Source organism: Paenibacillus taichungensis, from assembly GCF_047302525.1.
GTDB lineage: Bacteria > Bacillota > Bacilli > Paenibacillales > Paenibacillaceae > Paenibacillus > Paenibacillus taichungensis_B.
Window position 1 is genome coordinate 281,134 of record NZ_CP168020.1, and the last position, 16,335, is coordinate 297,468.

Consider the following 16,335-nt stretch of genomic DNA (forward strand, 5'->3'; position numbering starts at 1 on the left):
GTGTATCCCCATACAGAAGACGGTCAACGTTAACCCTCCTCCGTTTGCAGGCAAAACACGGCGCAAGGGTTCGACACAACGCACGAATTTATCCATTGCAACATGGGAGGGTGTACCGGCAATTATTTTGCAGACGTTGCTGGGAGGCCCATTTTTAACCGGATTTCTGCTGTACCTCGGGGCCGGGTCAAGACATATTGGCTTTGTGCTCGCCATTACGACGTTTGTCAATATCGCCCAGATTGGAGCGGCTTACTGGATGCAGCGCATTCGCAGCCGCAAACGCATGCTTGTATTGTTTGTGGGGATACATCGCATCCTGTGGAGTTCGACGGGACTGATACCGTTCCTGTTTCCCAAGGAGTGGTGGGTAGGCATTTATATTGGTGTGTATACGGTTGCATTCATAGCCAATACGATTGGCGGTATGATCTGGACCTCGTTGATTGGAGATATCGTGCCTGCCAAGGTGAGAGGGCGTTATTTCGGAATTCGTAATACGATTCTGAACGCACTTGGAAGCGTATGCTTATTTGCTGGAGGCATCGTTCTGGACCGTTTCCCCGGGGAGATGGGTTTCTTAATTCTGTTTATTCCTGTGTGGATCTGCGCCATAGCTAATACGATTATTTATTGCTTTTATCCGGATGTACCGTTTGAACGTTCAACTGAAAAGGTTTTTTGGGGGATGTTCAAGAAGCCGTTTCAGGATCCTTCCTTTCTGAGGGCTGCACTGTTCCTCGCGGCCTGGTTACTGATCCAGACGTTGATCGTTCCGCTATTTTCCTACGTGATGCTTGACCTGCTTAACATTAATTATCAGACGGTATCCATAATTACCGTGGTGCAGACGCTCGTTATGATGGCCGGATTCTATATCTGGGGCAATCTGAACGCGAGATTCAGCAACAAAACCTTATTATTTTGGACATTACCGATCATCGCACTCTCCTGTCTGTCATGGGGATTGATGTCGTTTATGCCTGTTTTGATAGCGCTTTTTTTATCCCATATTTTTCTCGGTATTGGTGTGGGTGGATTCAACCAGCTTGCTTTTAACTTCACAATCGGAGATACACCAAAAAGCGAAAGACCGATGTTTGTCGCCGTGTATTCGGCTCTGACCGGAGTGACCTCGTTTCTTGGACCGCTGATTGGTGGCTGGTTGTATGAGAGAATGGAAACCTGGCCGGACGCGATGAATTGGGTTTCCGCCTATGGCTTCCAAGTGGGTGTTGGTGCAGCGATGCTGGTTCTTACGTTTACGCTTGGACGTCGTGTGCTTCTGAAATAGAGATATGTGGAGGGATGTACTTGGAGAATCACGAACGGCAAGCCCTAGTGATTGGAGCCACCGGGCTTGTGGGTGAACTGCTGGTAAGGAGCTTGCTTCAGAATCCGGCTTATGGCCGGATTCGTATATTGGTTAGACGACCGCTCGAATTGGAACATGCAAAGCTGGAGCAGCATGTCGTGGACTGGGAACAACTTGAAGAGCAAACAGATCTGTTTCGCGATGTTGATGACTTATATTGTTGTTTGGGTACAACAATTAAAAAAGCTGGCAGTCAGGAAAATTTCCGCCAAGTGGACCTTCACTACCCCGTAAAAGCCGCCATACTTGCCAAGGAGCATGGTGTATCCCAGATGCTCGTCATTTCTTCCATGGGAGCCGATGCCGGGTCACGTGTATTTTATAGTCGGACCAAGGGAGAGATGGAAGAGGCGTTATCGGCTATCGGTTTCCGTTCACTGCATATATTCCGTCCGTCGTTAATCCTTGGAGATCGCAAAGAAAAACGGTTGGGTGAGCAATTGGCAGCTCATGTCATGACGTTTCTGGATCGCTGGATGAAAGGCAGAGTGGATAAATACCGGGCAATCCAGGCTTCAACCATAGCTCGGGCCATGATGAACATTGCACTTGTTCAAACCAAGGGAAATCACGTGTATTCCAATAACGTTATTCATGTGTTGGGATTGGATGAGTCCTGAGATATCCATGGTTTGCCCATATCGGAATGAGAGCTAAGGATAGACGTTTCTTGCCTGGGCGGGATCGTGGTATAATAAGCTTCAAAAATGAGTTCGAGGCTTGTCTCCTCGCGGCGGCAGGACAGCGAACATGAAGGAGAACTCATCATGAAAAAACCAATCTCTACCGATCAGGCGCCAGGCGCCATTGGTCCATACAGCCAAGCTGTTGAAGCAGGCGATTTCATCTATACTTCCGGTCAGCTTGGCCTAAACCCGCAAACAGGAGAGTTCGGAGCTGATGTACAGGAGCAGACTCGTTTGTCCCTGAGCAATGTAAAGGCCATTCTTGAAGCAGCAGGCACGAGTATGGACAAAATCGTGAAAACGACTGTTTTCCTGAAAGACATGAATGATTTTGTTCCGGTGAATGAAGTGTATAGCACGTTCTTCGAACAGCCTTATCCAGCACGCAGCGCGGTTGAAGTCGCTCGTCTGCCGAAGGATGCACTTGTGGAGATCGAGGTCATTGCCCTCAAATAGGGGAGACTGATATTTGCCAAGCAAGGAAAGTTACATAAAAAGCCGATTTCTGGTCAGATGACCTAAATCGGCTTTTTGAATTTATATGAACAGTGCCGGGTTAATCCCGATCCTGATTACGGGCGAAGAACAGCCATACCGCATAAATGGCTAGCACGATCGCAATGATAATTGCCGTATAATATACGGAGGTAACGTCTTTTTGTTTGAGTGCGATGGCAATGTATGCCCATGTAAAGACAAGTGGGTATACACTATCCCGATAAGGGAAGCTCACCAGTATAGCCAGCACCAGGCCTACAATTAACATGATGATGGTCCAGGTAGGTTCACTGAGTCCAAAGCCATCCCATCCGATTTTATATAATAATACAGCCGCATTGATTATGGTTGCTACGCTAACCCATCCAAGATATATGCTGAACGGCAGCTTCACAAGCCAGATTTCGGCAGTTGTGGGAAGGGTGATTGCACGCGTTTTTACATATAACATGATCAGGGACAACAGAAGCAGAACGATGACGACTAAGGCGAGACCGATTTTGAGATTTTGAAAAGCAAAGATCCACGCTACATTAAAGGCACAGCTTGCTAGAAACCAGTAACCGAGGCGGGTAATGGAGTCCCTTTTCCACGAAGAGGGAACGAATTGATAAATAACAAAGCCAGCGAGCAGCAGATAGATCAGTCCCCATATGGAGAAAGCATAGCCTGCAGGTGTGAGCAATACAGGGTACATATCCGATACTTCCTTGTTGGTCCTGCCTCCGATAGGCAGTGCGTTGGAAAGGTAGTTTACTACGATAACAGCGATGAATCCAATCGCGTTTAACCACTTGTACGGATTGTTACGTGACATTGTGTTTCCTCCTTGGTTTTACAAAAATGAATGAACCACGGGTCAGTCTACAATGAATATACCCAGTTCTTTCGCATTCTAATAAGAAGCCGCAAAAAATTCACAGGATCGTTGTCTGCTATCCTGCGGTTTGCCGCTCTCTTATTCGCTGTGCTACGTCTCAATGTACGCTGATTGAAGCGGAAATATGTTTAATGCCATGGACTTACTTCTTATTAATTCGGGTGGTAAGTTTATCTATATTCGTTCACAACGTTCTGCTATACTCAAATTTAGGACAAATGTAATCGGTGGGAAGACACGGCGAAGCTGCTCCGAAAGGAGGTGGAGCCGTGTCCCTTGATTTGATCGTGAAGATTCTGGACGCTTTATTAAAGATCGTCAGTATTTGTACTGGCCTGAGAACTTTATTCAGCGTTAAGAAGACACGTAAGAACAAGAAAAACCACCGACGATAGGTTGGCCCCTTAATTCGGTGGTTTTTCATGCATTTGAAATTCGCGCCGTGGTCACCCATCGGTCTTTTGTCTGGATATCCGCAATGTTAGCGCATTGCGGATATTTTCATATTACCCAGAACTGCTTTCTAATATGACAATAACATATACTTCAATTCACTACAACTCACTACAAACGTACAATTATCATTTTGATATTGTGATAAAATGCTAATTCTCAGAGGGAGAGGAAGAAGGTTGTTTACGAGAGAAACGATGGAGAAGCAACAAACGTGGTTTTATGTCGTTGCCTTGTTCGTGGGAGCAGCGATTGGGCTGGGCACCCCTGAATGGGGGTCAGCGCTGCATTATACGGTTTCACCTGTGCTTGCCATTTTGTTATATAGCATGTTTGCACAGATTCCTTTTCTACAGCTAAAAGAATCCTTGTCCAACCTGCGATTTATTGGAGCATTGCTGGTGGCTAATTTTATCGTAGTGCCTGTGGTCGTGTGGTTGTTAACCCTGGCGTTTCCGCAACCTCCGGCCGTACTCATTGGCGTTTATCTGGTACTGCTAACGCCCTGCATTGATTACGTCATTGTTTTTACACAGCTGGGTCGGGGCAATGAGAAGCTTATGCTGGCTGCAACGCCAATCCTGTTTGTTATACAAATGGTCTTATTACCTGTATATTTATGGCTGTTCATAGGGAAGGAAGCGGCACAGGTCATGCAGGTGGGGCCTTTCGTGGAGGCTTTTCTGTTCCTGATCGTTATTCCGTTGCTGTTGGCTATTCTTACGCAAGTTGTGACCAAAGGCAAAGCCGGAGGAGAACGGGTGATGAACGCAACCGCTTGGCTGCCTGTACCCATGATGGCTCTGGCCTTGATTGTGGTTGTCGCATCGCAGATCGGGAAGGTCTACAATGATTTTGCTGTAATTGTGGATGTTCTGCCCATTTATATTATTTTTCTAATTGTTATGCCCTTCATATCACGAATCTTAGTGGCTCTATTCCGATTGGACACTGGCGCAGGCAGGGCCGTTATTTTCAGTGCAGGGACCCGAAATTCACTTGTCGTTCTGCCATTGGCACTTGCATTGCCGCAAGAGTGGGCCACAATTGCTGCCGCAGTGATTGTAACCCAGACGATCGTCGAGCTGGCGGGAGAGTTAATCTATATTCGTATTGTTCCTTCCGTCATACTGCGGGATCGCTGATTCCTTTAGAAAAGAAGATCAGGGTGTATCCATTAAGATGCATCCATATATGTAAAAAGGAAAGGGGCAATTCCCAGAGTCATGAACATGACGGGATGCCCCTTTTATCGTTTAACGAATCGAGCACGTTCTAGTAGACGAATTTCCACAGATCCGGCGGCTCAATTAAGCATTTCCGTCAGATAACGTTTTGCGGTACTCCCCCGGTGTGATGCCCTCCATTTTTTTGAACACTTTACTGAAATACTTCTCGTCCTGATAGCCGACCATTTCCGAGATTTTTGCAATTCGTAGTGAAGGGTTCTGTAACAGCAGCTTGGCGTTATTGATTCGCAGTTTGCCCAAATACTCCGACCAGTTCAATCCGAACTGCTGTTTGAATTTGCGAGATATATATTCGCGACTCAGGTAGAACCGTGCAGCAATCTGCTGTAGAGACAGGTCTTCTTGATAATGAGCATCCATATAACGTGCAATCTCACTCATTGGGTCCGGTGTTGCATGATGATGTGCGGTGAGGGCCTTTCCGGCTGCGAGCAGCCGCTGTTCCAGCAGGGAGCGGAGCAAGGGCAGCGATAACAGTCCGTCACAATCCAAAGGTAATTCGGCGAATGGAATGGATTGTTCCTCTATCGCTTCATCTTCCTCCTTCGGTGGGGCGCCGGCGGCATCGTCGAGCCAACGACCAATCATCCATTCCATTTCATCCATCCATTGCTGTATCTGCTCCGCTGTTACGACATCGAGCCGGGTAATGGGATCAATCCATTCTGCAACGGCATTGGACACGCTGGAAGCGCGCCCGCTCATAGACGCGAGTCGTAAGGACTCCTCAAAGGTAGATAATCGCAGCCCCTTGTTTCCGTTGGAGGACTCCATTGCATCGTGAATACACTGCTTCGTTTGCAAGGCATTACGTCGCCACAACCGCAAACTAGCTTCCTGATATGCTCCCGAGGTTCCGGTAGGATAAAACTCACAGCTGGATATACCAAAATGAAGACGGCGTTGGATGGTCTGCTCCAGACCATCGTTCACTTTTTCCAGAATGGTTTGGAGTGTCGAGCACTGACCCCAGTACAGGAGAACGACTTCATCCGGTTGATCAAGCTGGCGGAACACGACACCTTCGGCAGGTGGGGATAACATTTCCGCACAGATATTCAACACGGAGAATACGAGAAGGTCAGGCTGACTGCGATATTTTGCCAAACATTGCGCATCCAGATGCGAAAGGCTGGTGACTGCCACACTGCAACTGTCGATCTGCTTGGGCAGATTTAATTCATCCCGCAGCCGCTGGAATTGGGTATTGTTACTTCCGCGTCCAACGACAAGCTCTGTGAGCAGTCTGTCATGATAATGCGGACGCATCTGATTCACCACCATGGATTGTCTCGTGGACTGCACACGAACAGCATCGTCTTCTTTCCAGGCGTCGACTGCTCTAAATAAGGATGAATTCAGTTCGTCTGCTTCAACTGGTTTGAGCAGGTAGTCCGTACCTCCATAGCGAATCGCATGTCTGACCAGTTCAAAATCATCATATCCGCTGATTACCAGTACCTTGCTATGCGGGGCATGAACAGATACCCATTCAAGCAGAGCCATACCATCCTTGCCAGGCATTCGCATATCGCTGAGTACAATTTGCGGTTGATGAGCCGTAATGGCAGCGACCGCTTCGTGACCATCTGCCGCTTCATACAAAGTATCGATTCCTGCGGCTTCCCATTGACCAAGCAGCTTAATCGCATCGCGGACGTGTTTTTCATCATCGACAATCAAGGCTTTCATGTTGTTCACTCTCCCGCGTATATTTTGACTATGATCTGCACGCCATTCGGTTCCAGATTGCCGATCGTAAGCGTCGCATTGTATCCCGGAGGTGAGTTCAGTTGGAGCCTGCGCATCACATTACGCAATCCAATCGACTCGGTCTCGTCCGGTTCCTGAGAGGAATCGGAAGATATGGATGCCGGACTTAACCAACGCTGAATTTCGGACAACTTGTCTTCTGGAATGCACGGTCCGTTATTTTCCAGCCGAATCTGAATCCAATCGTCAGGCGTTCGATGACTGGAAATGCGTATCCTGCCTTTGCCAGGCTGAACATCGGCCCCATGCTTGAAGTAATTCTCAATTAAAGGCTGCAAGGTCATTCTCGGCATTTCGGCGCGCAAGGTATCTTCCGCAAAATCCAGATCAACCTCTAAGCGGTCACCGAACCGCTCTTTTTGCAGTTCCAGATACAGCCGTGCATGCTCGGCTTCTTCGTGCAAAGTGACCCGGGTCTGGTCACGCATACTGTAGCGCAGCATTTTGGATAGGGAAGAGAGCAGCACATACACCCGTTGTCCTTGCTGTTGAAGCGCCAGTGTACCAATAGATTGCAATGTATTATACAGAAAATGTGGATGAATCTGGGCTTGCAGCGCTTTAAGCTGATTCGTTTTATTCGCAATTTCAAGGCGATATTCCCGCAAAATCAAATTGTTCACCGTATCCATCATATCCCGGAAATGACGGGCCAGCACACCGATCTCATCCCGACTCGTTAATCGGATATCCACATGCAGGCGTCCCGCCTGAATCTGGTTCATATAACGCATTAATTGCTTGAGCGGTCCGGTGATCCGGATCGAGATGAACAGGGTTGCCACAATGACTAATAACAGCGCAGCAATAGCGATCATGGCATTATTCCATGTTAAAGTGGTGGCACTCGCGTACAGCGTTTCATTCGGAATCTGTTTAACAATGGTCCAGTCTGCAAATTGGCTGCCTAAATGCTGGTACACATACATCGAATGATCTTGTTCGAAATGCCCTGAAGCGGTCTGTACTGTCCCTGCACCGGAACGTGCTGAATTCAGCTCAGTCGCTGCTTCCTGTCTTAATGCATCCGTTCCGCTGACTTCCGACTTTCCTTCGAAAATGATCTGGTTGTGATTGTCGATGACATAGATCTGTTCCTTTGCCGGATCATACAGTCTGCTGCATATTTCGGCAATGGTATCCATATTCAAATCAATGGCGAGCACGCCCAATCGTTCTGTCGAAGGTACATCCTTGATCACACGGTGAAGGGTAATCACTGTTCTTGGAGGATCATCCGCTGACGCTGCCTTGAAGCCGTAGGAATGGCTAAGGTGCGCCGATTCGACCCAGATATCCGGGCTTTTAGCGTTCGATTTTCCATGAAGCGAGTCGGAGTAGGCCTGTTTGCGCTCTTCCCGCTTCGGGAAAGGGTTCGCAATTAATGTCGATTGATTGGCAGCAAAGGAGTGCAGATACAGCTGGAATACATCGGGCACAGCCGAGCGTATCGTCTGCAGGGTGGTGTATACCTCAGCAACTGCGCGATAGTCGCCGGGGATTTTCGCCAGATTCCGCAGGAAATTCGGATCATTGTACACAGCAAGCGAAGCTCTTGCCACGTTATCCACGTAATTGTTGAGATTGGTAGACGCCTGAAAGATCAGGCGTTTATTCTCTGCGACGGCCTGTTCGCGCAGGGCGGTCTTCGTCTGGATAAACGTCATGCTGATGGATGCCAGTAGCGGAATCGTTGTGGCAATAAGCATAAAAGCGATTAGCTTGGTGCGAATACTGTAGTATTTTGACATCGTGACACCCCTTCTGGTTGCAGGTTAAGAAAGGACAATATTTTACACCCAACTGTTCACCAGGGTCGGTGTTTCCCAGTGCGAGATTGGGGTTTAATAGAACAAGAGACCAATTTCATCCATCTATAGAAGGGGAGAACGATATGAAGCATCGCAAATCTTCACAGCTGTTACAGCAGCTTGTGTTCGTGGGTCCCTCCATCGTCTTTTTTATTCTCATTATCGTGGTCCCTTTCCTGCTTGGCATGGTATATTCCTTTACCGACTGGAACGGGGTGTCGGCGAACATTCATTGGGTAGGGTTCGACAATTTCAAGCAAATTTTTGCGAATGATCCCAAGTTTCTATCTGCGTTTTGGTTTACGGTGCGCTTCACCGTGGTTGGTGTAATTTTGACCAATGTGATCGGTTTTTTCCTGGCGTATTTCCTGACCAAACCGCTCAAGACGAGAAACTTTCTGCGCACGATCTTTTTTATGCCTAACGTGATCGGTGGATTGTTGCTCGGCTTTATCTGGCAGTTCATATTTGTGAAAGGGTTTTCAGCAGTAGGCGACGTAACCGGATGGTCCTTCTTCAACCTCCCATGGTTGGGAGACGAGCCGACCGCCTTCTGGGGTATCGTTATTGTATTTGTCTGGCAGACCGCAGGGTATCTGATGGTCATCTACATCTCGTCCTTGACCAACGTATCACCTGATCTGCTGGAAGCTGCCGAAATTGATGGTGCCAGCCGCTGGCAGGTACTGCGCAGCATTATTTTCCCGCTCATTATGCCGGGAGTCACAATCTGTCTGTTCCTTGCAATCTCCTGGTCATTCAAAATGTTCGATCTCAATCTGTCACTGACCAAAGGCGGACCGTTTGGATCAACAGAATCGGTAGCTCTGAATATTTACAATGAAGCTTTTGTGAATAATCGGTACGGCATCGGTACAGCCAAAGCACTTGTGTTCTTCGTAATCGTTGCCATTATCACCATGATTCAGGTGCGTGTGACGAAGAGCAAGGAGGTGGAGGCATAGATGGAAACGTCAAAAAATTACCGCTTCAGTACCATTGTAACCGAGATTGTTATGGTGCTCATTGGATTATTGTTCCTGGTTCCGTTTTACTTCCTGTTTGTCAATTCAGTCAAAACATTCGGTGACCTGCTTACCAATTCGGCCGCATGGCCGGAGGTGTTCCAATGGGGTAACTATGCGAACGCCTGGGAGAAAATCAACTTCCCATCAGCGCTGATGAACTCGCTCATCGTCACCGTAGTCAGCAATCTGCTGCTGGTGTTGATCAGCTCCATGGCCGCCTACCGAATGGTACGCAGCGATACCCGCTTCAACCGGATTTTGTTCGGCATGTTTATTGCCGCCATGGTGATTCCGTTTCAGTCTATCATGATTCCACTCGTTACCGTAACCAGTAATCTTGGACTGATCGACAGTCTCTTTGGACTCATCATCTGTTATCTCGGTTTTGGCGCACCGATGTCCATCTTCCTGTTCCATGGATTTGTCAAATCGGTTCCGCTCGAAATTGAAGAGGCAGCTCGGGTGGATGGAAGCTCCGCTTACGGCGTGTTCTTCCGGATTGTATTCCCACTTATGAAGCCGATGTATGTTACCGTCATCATCCTGAATACACTCTGGATCTGGAATGACTATCTGTTGCCATCCCTGATTCTGCAAAGCTCCAATTTGCGTACAATTCCGATTGCGACCTTTGCGCTCTTCGGACAATATACGAAGCAATGGGATCTTGCCCTGCCTGCACTGGTGCTTGGCATCATGCCCATTATCATCTTCTTCCTGCTGATGCAGAAATACATCATTCAGGGGATTACCGCTGGATCAGTTAAAGGGTAAGTTCGAGGGGTGGTGCGGTTCCGGGATCATGTGCGCTTTCGGTCGCTGTTGCTCCTCGGTGGCCTGAATGATGAATGCAAGGAAGCTGTTATACTGAAACTACTAAAGGGAGAGTGTATGTATGAAAAGAATGACCAAGTTGACGTTGCTTATGCTAATTGCTTTTTCCGTAATGCTTGCGGGTTGTGGCAACGGAGATAAGAGTGGAAGTCCTGTCAAAACAGACGCCCAAGAGGGCGGGGGCGCTGCTGCCGGAGACAAAACCATTAAAATATTTCAATTCAAAGTCGAAATTGCGGAAGCGCTTAACCGTCTCAAAGCGGAATATGAGTCCTCTCATCCAGGCATCAAGCTGGACATTCAGACCGTTGGTGGCGGAAGTGACTACGGCGCTGCATTGAAAGCCAAGTTCGCTGCTGGCGAACAACCGGATATTTTCAACGTTGGTGGTTATCGTGAACTGGATACATGGCTCGAATACCTGGAAGATCTGTCAGGTGAAGCATGGGTAAAAGATGTGCTTGATGTTGCCAAAGAGCCGATGACCAAAGACGGCAAACTGTATGGACAGCCGCTGGCACTGGAAGGCTATGGCTTCATTTATAACAAAGATCTCTTCCAAAAAGCAGGCATCACTGAAATTCCAACCACACTGGAACAATTGGATCAGGCTGCACAGAAGCTTCAAGCCGCAGGAATTACCCCGTTCTCCAATGGATATCAGGAATGGTGGGTACTCGGCAATCATAACGTAAACGTGGCATTTGCGAATCAGGCAGATCCGGTGAAATTTATTCAAGGTCTTAACGAAGGTACGGAGAAAATCCCTGGCAATCAGGTGTTCACGGACTGGATGAACTTGCTCGACTTGACGCTGAAATACAGCAACAAAAACCCGCTCACAACCGACTACAACACACAGGTAACCCTGTTTGCGACTGGTGAAGCAGCGATGATGCAGCAAGGAAACTGGACGCAGGTACAAATTGATGGCATCGATCCTAATCTGAATCTTGGCATTCTGCCGATGCCAATTACGAATGAACCGAACGACAAATTGTTTGTTGGCGTACCGAACTACTGGGTTGTGAACAAGAATTCGCAAGTGAAACCGGAAGCGAAAGAGTTTCTGGAATGGCTCGTGACATCCGACATCGGGAAACAGTATATGACCAAAGAATTCAAGTTTATCCCGGCGTTCAGTTCCATTCAGGCATCTGAAGAGGATCTGGGTGACCTCGCAACCGATATCATGAAGTACAGCCAAGAAAACAAAACGTTAAGCTGGAACTTTAACCGTTTCCCTGAGGGTGTTCCACAGGAATTCGGTAGCACGATTCAGGCATATGTGGCAGGTAAATCGGACAAAAAAGCCCTGCTTGACGCCTTGCAGCAAAACTGGGATAGTCTGAAAAAATAACCAACTCGGATTAGCTATCCGTATAAGTAAAATAGTGCTGTCCCAACCTTGAATGGTTATCCACATACTAGTATCCACAGGCTAATGGAGCCATTCGCAAATGATATGAATGAGTAGTCAACACAAATAGGTCAACCAGAATTGTATTCTGGTTGATCTATTTTTTAGTTTTGGGACCCCGCTAGCGCAGATCGGAAGAATAGCATGCGAACCTGCTCTTGAAATGTGGATAACTCCATCATATGTAGTGGCCCAACAACCTATTTAACACAGAGTTAATACTATATGTGGATATCCTGTGTGTATAACGTTCTAAATGTGGACAAGTACGAGAAATATTTGGGCAAAGATCATCTTTTGTTAACAACATAACTTGTGTTTGCTTAATTAGTACTGTATAGTTCTATTTATGACAAATCAAAAATCGATCTCGGGTTCTGTGAAATCCAAAAGTTCCAATCCGGTTAATCGGACCAAGGCAGTCGAAGTGGCTGCTCAGTTATTTTTGCGTCAGGGATACAGCTATGTCAGCATGGATGAGGTCGTGCGGGCAAGCGGGGTATCCAAATCGAATATCTATTACCATTTCAAAAACAAGGAGGAATTGCTCCAGGCCGTGGTGCAGTACTGGATTGCCCAGTATGAATCGGAGCTCTACCTGCTGCTCAGTCAGCGTGAACGAGAGGTGACAGAACGAATCTATTCGTTCATGGCGTTACTGTCCGCAGGCATGGAAGGACGCGATTATAAAGGAAGTTGTCCGTTTATTACATTGTATATGCAGACACCTGCCAGCGCACCCGAAGTGAAAGAAAGCATAGCCCGTTTCTTCCGTGAGCTGCAGCCGATGATGGAAAAGCTGTTGCAGCAAGGGGTGGATCGTGGCGAATTTCGTAAAGGGATTGAGCCGGGACCCGCGGCTGCATTATTTATCGCTGCATTCGAGGGTTCACTTGTACTCGCGGAGACTGCGCGTGATATAGGGATTATTGAACAATCAGCACGTACATTTTGTCAGATGCTTCGGTAAACGAAGCTCTTTTTTTGAATATAATTAGTACTATTTAGTACTAAAATAAATGGCGCTAAAAAGGGAGGGAGATTAGAAATGAGTGTACATACTTCATCATTATTAAACGCAGAACTTAAGATTGACCCCAATCCAGCTAAGAACAACATGGCGACTGAATCAACCACTATTTTGATGACGGGCAGTACAGGATTTATAGGCAAGGAGGCAGTAAAACAACTTGGGGACAGTGAAGCGCAGTTATTACTGCTTGTACGCTCTAAATCCAAAGTGAGGATGGTTCTGAATGCATACGGAGTAACGGATTTCAGCCGAATAACCTGTATTCAGGGGGATCTGTCAGCTCCTGGCCTCGGTCTAACCAAAGCTGATCGTGAACGTGCTCTTCAGGCCACTATCATAATTCATGCAGGTGGAACGATGGATGTCACATTGCAACCGAAGGTGGCAGAACAGATCTTTATGAATGGAGCAAGAGGCATTGCCGAATTGGCCGAAGAAATCCAACGAACACAAGGGTTGAGGCATTTTATCCACGTAGTTGGTTTTATGAGTCCGTACGGAAGGGAAGATTCTCCCTCCGTATCTTCAACCAATGAAGATGTTGGGGATAAGTCGAGCAGGCAAAAGTCATTAATTAGCAAAGTGTTCCATTCGGAAAGTGCTTATGAACATATGAAATTCGAAGCGGACCGATATATTCGACAGCACGCTGAACAGCACTCGTATGTCTTATCTGTTGTAAACCCGAGTACAATCGTGGGTCCATATCCCACAGGTGCGACCGAACAAACGGGCGGAATTGGCATGATGATACAGGCGATGAGAAGGCGCAGAATGCCGGTGATTCCTGGTGGTCGACAGCACTGGCTGCCCCTCGTATCCAATGATGTAGTTGCCAAGACCCTCGTTTTTCTGACTCAGGACAGTAATCCGTCTGGCGGCACATATCCCTTGTTGTCCAGAAAAGCGGACGGTCCGGATATGAAGGAACTGATTCTGTTGCTGGCCGCAGAGTTGGATGTATCAGCACCTCGATGGTCAGTGCCTCTGCCCATGATCCATGCAGCGATGAAGGCTGGTGGCACAAAGATCAGCGGAATACCGCCCGAATCAATCGCGTTTATTACCAAACAGGAGTTTGAAGTGCAGCAAACGGAGCGGTTATTTCAGCGAATGGGACAAAAGTTGCCTGAAGTTAACGAGCTATTGCCTTACGTGACAGCCGATTTGGATTATCGTTTCAGCAATCCTTCACAGGAGGATTTGCCTCAAGGTTGGACTCGGACACGTAAGGGCACTCTTGCGGTGCTGGTCCATGAGGGTCAGGGGGAGCCATGGGTGATTGCTCATGGTTTGATGAGCAGTGCTGACGATATGATCCCGCTGGGAGATGCGTTATGGAGTATGACGGGAAACCCGATATGGCTTGTGGATCTTGCCGGATTTGGGCGTTCTCCGGTTCATCGGAACAAGGCAAGAGGGGAGGCCTTCAAAGGGCAGGTCGAGGCGGTACGCAGTGTACTGGATGAGGTACAAGGTCCGGTCAAACTGGTAGGACATTCCGTTGGGGCAGCAATAGCCGCGGTGGTCATGCAGGAGAGTGGACGTGAAAATATCCAGCTTGCCATGCTGCAACCCGTATGGAGGGCTTCGACGGACGGAATGCAGCGCCTGATATCAAGGTTCCCGAGAAGAATGCTGCAAGGACTGTTATCTTGGATGACTCCACAGCAAGTGGCTGGACAGTTAAAAAGAGCAGATGCTTCGGATATCAATCCAACCCTGCTTGAAGGCTATACAAGAAGAGCCTCTTCTGGTTTGAAGTCTCCCCGCATCGCAGGAGCGAATGCTGATTTGCTCCACTGGATACAGTCTCATTCAAACGATAAAGTGTCGCAGACAAGTGCAGATGCGCAGCGCACACTCATGGTTTGGGGGACAAACGATAAGGGATACTCGCGCCCCGAAAATATCCATTCATCCGTTCAACATGTGGAACTTCCCTATGGGCACCATTTCCCCCTATTTCAGGCGGAGGAAACAGCCTCACTGCTTGTGAAATGGCAAATGAAGAGAAGGTAAGCGAAGAAACGAAGTGTGCATTCCCAAAATTACAGAATACTAAGGTCGCTCGATAATAAAATGTTAAATTATATTACACATACAGTTAGATAAACTGAATGAAAACGTTATTTTCACTCCCATTTATACTTGTCGCACAATAAAACGATGCTCATTTTGGCAAGGTAGTACATTGTGAGGCTCTTCTGAACTGCGATAGACTTGATTTCAAGATCAACAGCTAAGAGGAGGATGTGTACGATGCCACTTCAAAAAACGTTATTGGCACTGGACGCGCTGGACAGCGCTTATGTAAATGGTGAAAGTGTAAAGCAACTATTTGTTCAATATCCACAGGTTTCCGTTGAAGTGCTGACCGTACAAGGGGAAAAGGGAAGTACGGATTTTGTTAAAATCATCATCCCTGGTACGGACGGCAAGTTGTCGGGAGGACAGGCCCCGACCATGGGGATTGTCGGACGATTGGGTGGAATTGGTGCCCGTCCAACACGCATCGGACTCGTCTCGGATGCCGACGGCGCCGTAGCTGCTGTCGCAGCAGGACTGAAACTCGCCGATATGCAGACCAAGGGTGATTCGCTCAAAGGTGATGTCATTGTGACTACGCATATCTGTCCGGATGCCCCGACTCTTCCGCATGAACCGGTTGATTTTATGGACTCGCCGGTCGACATTTTGCAGATGAACGAACATGAGGTTCTGCCTGAGATGGAAGCTATCTTGTCCATCGATACAACCAAAGGAAATCGGGTGATTAACCATAAAGGCATCGCCATTTCGCCAACGGTGAAAGAGGGATATATTTTACGGGTGAGCGATGATTTGCTCCGAATCATGGAGATGACCACAGGGCAGCTGCCTGTGACTTTCCCGATTACGACGCAGGATATTACGCCGTATGGCAATGACTTATACCATATCAATTCCATTCTACAGCCAGCTGTGGCTACACATGCACCTGTTGTAGGCGTAGCTGTAACTGCTCAATCCGCAGTTCCGGGATGCGGCACAGGAGCGAGCCATGAGGTTGATATTGCAAGCGCAGTTCGTTTGGTCGTGGAGACAGCCAAGGAATTCACGAATGGCACTTGTTCTTTCTACAATGTGGAGGAATATAACCTGATTACTCGTCTGTATGGATCAATGAAGGTGCTTCAGACCCCGGGGATGCAGGCAACTCCTTCTGCATAGTTTTATTCGAGAAGGTCACGGTTGAAACGGCAGGTGGAAACACTGCTGTGGACATACGTGGCATCTACAGTCGATCTGATA

General features: G+C 47.7%; 13 protein-coding genes. 10 read left to right on the plus strand and 3 right to left on the minus strand.

Annotated features, from left to right (window positions below):
- The first annotated feature begins 136 nt into the window (after window positions 1-136).
- The 3 genes from ACDJ58_RS01430 to ACDJ58_RS01440 all read left to right on the plus strand — a co-directional run bounded on the left by ACDJ58_RS01430 (window position 137) and on the right by ACDJ58_RS01440 (window position 2,517).
- The gene (locus ACDJ58_RS01430; RefSeq protein ID WP_413379415.1) at window positions 137-1,294 is read left to right on the plus strand and encodes an MFS transporter; all 1,158 of its coding nucleotides are present in this window, start codon (window positions 137-139) and stop codon (window positions 1,292-1,294) included.
- A 20-nt stretch (window positions 1,295-1,314) separates the two neighbouring features.
- A complete protein-coding gene (locus tag ACDJ58_RS01435) occupies window positions 1,315-1,995 on the plus strand; it encodes an oxidoreductase (RefSeq protein WP_413374903.1) in 681 nt (226 codons plus the stop codon).
- 147 nt (window positions 1,996-2,142) lie between these two features.
- Window positions 2,143-2,517, plus strand: a complete 375-nt coding sequence (locus ACDJ58_RS01440) for a RidA family protein (protein ID WP_076290583.1) — start codon at window positions 2,143-2,145, stop codon at window positions 2,515-2,517.
- Window positions 2,518-2,617: 100 nt separating this feature from the next.
- Here ACDJ58_RS01440 and ACDJ58_RS01445 read toward each other — a convergent pair whose 3' ends face one another.
- Window positions 2,618-3,376: a tryptophan-rich sensory protein gene (locus tag ACDJ58_RS01445; RefSeq protein WP_413374905.1), complete on the minus strand. Its 759-nt coding sequence runs from the start codon at window positions 3,374-3,376 to the stop codon at window positions 2,618-2,620.
- Window positions 3,377-4,041: 665 nt separating this feature from the next.
- Between ACDJ58_RS01445 and ACDJ58_RS01450 the strand changes: the two genes are divergently transcribed.
- Complete coding sequence (locus ACDJ58_RS01450; RefSeq protein WP_413374907.1) at window positions 4,042-5,037, plus strand: arsenic resistance protein; 996 nt, start codon at window positions 4,042-4,044, stop codon at window positions 5,035-5,037.
- Window positions 5,038-5,202: 165 nt separating this feature from the next.
- On the opposite strand, the gene ACDJ58_RS01455 is transcribed toward ACDJ58_RS01450, so the two are convergent.
- Together ACDJ58_RS01455 and ACDJ58_RS01460 are read right to left on the minus strand one after the other, a co-directional pair.
- Entirely contained in the window at window positions 5,203-6,834 is a 1,632-nt protein-coding gene (locus ACDJ58_RS01455) for a response regulator transcription factor (RefSeq protein WP_413374909.1), read from the minus strand.
- Window positions 6,835-6,839: 5 nt separating this feature from the next.
- Window positions 6,840-8,666: a histidine kinase gene (locus ACDJ58_RS01460; protein WP_413374911.1), complete on the minus strand. Its 1,827-nt coding sequence runs from the start codon at window positions 8,664-8,666 to the stop codon at window positions 6,840-6,842.
- A 143-nt stretch (window positions 8,667-8,809) separates the two neighbouring features.
- On the opposite strand from ACDJ58_RS01460, the gene ACDJ58_RS01465 reads away from it, so the two are divergent.
- From ACDJ58_RS01465 to ACDJ58_RS01490, 6 genes are all read left to right on the plus strand, one after another.
- Window positions 8,810-9,691, plus strand: coding sequence for a carbohydrate ABC transporter permease (locus tag ACDJ58_RS01465; protein ID WP_063567994.1), 882 nt, complete (start codon window positions 8,810-8,812; stop codon window positions 9,689-9,691).
- Window positions 9,692-10,528: a carbohydrate ABC transporter permease gene (locus tag ACDJ58_RS01470; protein ID WP_413374913.1), complete on the plus strand. Its 837-nt coding sequence runs from the start codon at window positions 9,692-9,694 to the stop codon at window positions 10,526-10,528. It abuts the gene before it with no gap.
- A gap of 121 nt (window positions 10,529-10,649) precedes the next feature.
- On the plus strand, window positions 10,650-11,948 hold the full coding sequence (locus ACDJ58_RS01475; RefSeq protein ID WP_413374915.1) for an ABC transporter substrate-binding protein: 1,299 nt from the start codon (window positions 10,650-10,652) through the stop codon (window positions 11,946-11,948).
- 409 nt (window positions 11,949-12,357) lie between these two features.
- Entirely contained in the window at window positions 12,358-12,978 is a 621-nt protein-coding gene (locus ACDJ58_RS01480; protein ID WP_072734898.1) for a TetR/AcrR family transcriptional regulator, read from the plus strand.
- Window positions 12,979-13,056: 78 nt separating this feature from the next.
- A complete protein-coding gene (locus ACDJ58_RS01485) occupies window positions 13,057-15,063 on the plus strand; it encodes an alpha/beta fold hydrolase (RefSeq protein ID WP_413374917.1) in 2,007 nt (668 codons plus the stop codon).
- A gap of 240 nt (window positions 15,064-15,303) precedes the next feature.
- On the plus strand, window positions 15,304-16,254 hold the full coding sequence (locus tag ACDJ58_RS01490; protein WP_413374919.1) for a DUF1177 domain-containing protein: 951 nt from the start codon (window positions 15,304-15,306) through the stop codon (window positions 16,252-16,254).
- Window positions 16,255-16,335: the final 81 nt, after the last annotated feature.

Excerpts from the sequence above, each read along its gene's own strand:
- ACDJ58_RS01440 (WP_076290583.1), top strand. The coding sequence starts at position 2,143 with ATGAAAAAACCAATCTCTACCGATCAGGCGCCAGGCGCCATTGGTCCA.
- ACDJ58_RS01445 (WP_413374905.1), bottom strand. The coding sequence starts at position 3,376 with ATGTCACGTAACAATCCGTACAAGTGGTTAAACGCGATTGGATTCATC.
- ACDJ58_RS01450 (WP_413374907.1), top strand. The coding sequence starts at position 4,042 with ATGCTAATTCTCAGAGGGAGAGGAAGAAGGTTGTTTACGAGAGAAACG.
- ACDJ58_RS01455 (WP_413374909.1), bottom strand. The coding sequence starts at position 6,834 with ATGAAAGCCTTGATTGTCGATGATGAAAAACACGTCCGCGATGCGATT.
- ACDJ58_RS01460 (WP_413374911.1), bottom strand. The coding sequence starts at position 8,666 with ATGTCAAAATACTACAGTATTCGCACCAAGCTAATCGCTTTTATGCTT.
- ACDJ58_RS01465 (WP_063567994.1), top strand. The coding sequence starts at position 8,810 with ATGAAGCATCGCAAATCTTCACAGCTGTTACAGCAGCTTGTGTTCGTG.
- ACDJ58_RS01470 (WP_413374913.1), top strand. The coding sequence starts at position 9,692 with ATGGAAACGTCAAAAAATTACCGCTTCAGTACCATTGTAACCGAGATT.
- ACDJ58_RS01475 (WP_413374915.1), top strand. The coding sequence starts at position 10,650 with ATGAAAAGAATGACCAAGTTGACGTTGCTTATGCTAATTGCTTTTTCC.
- ACDJ58_RS01480 (WP_072734898.1), top strand. The coding sequence starts at position 12,358 with ATGACAAATCAAAAATCGATCTCGGGTTCTGTGAAATCCAAAAGTTCC.
- ACDJ58_RS01485 (WP_413374917.1), top strand. The coding sequence starts at position 13,057 with ATGAGTGTACATACTTCATCATTATTAAACGCAGAACTTAAGATTGAC.
- ACDJ58_RS01490 (WP_413374919.1), top strand. The coding sequence starts at position 15,304 with ATGCCACTTCAAAAAACGTTATTGGCACTGGACGCGCTGGACAGCGCT.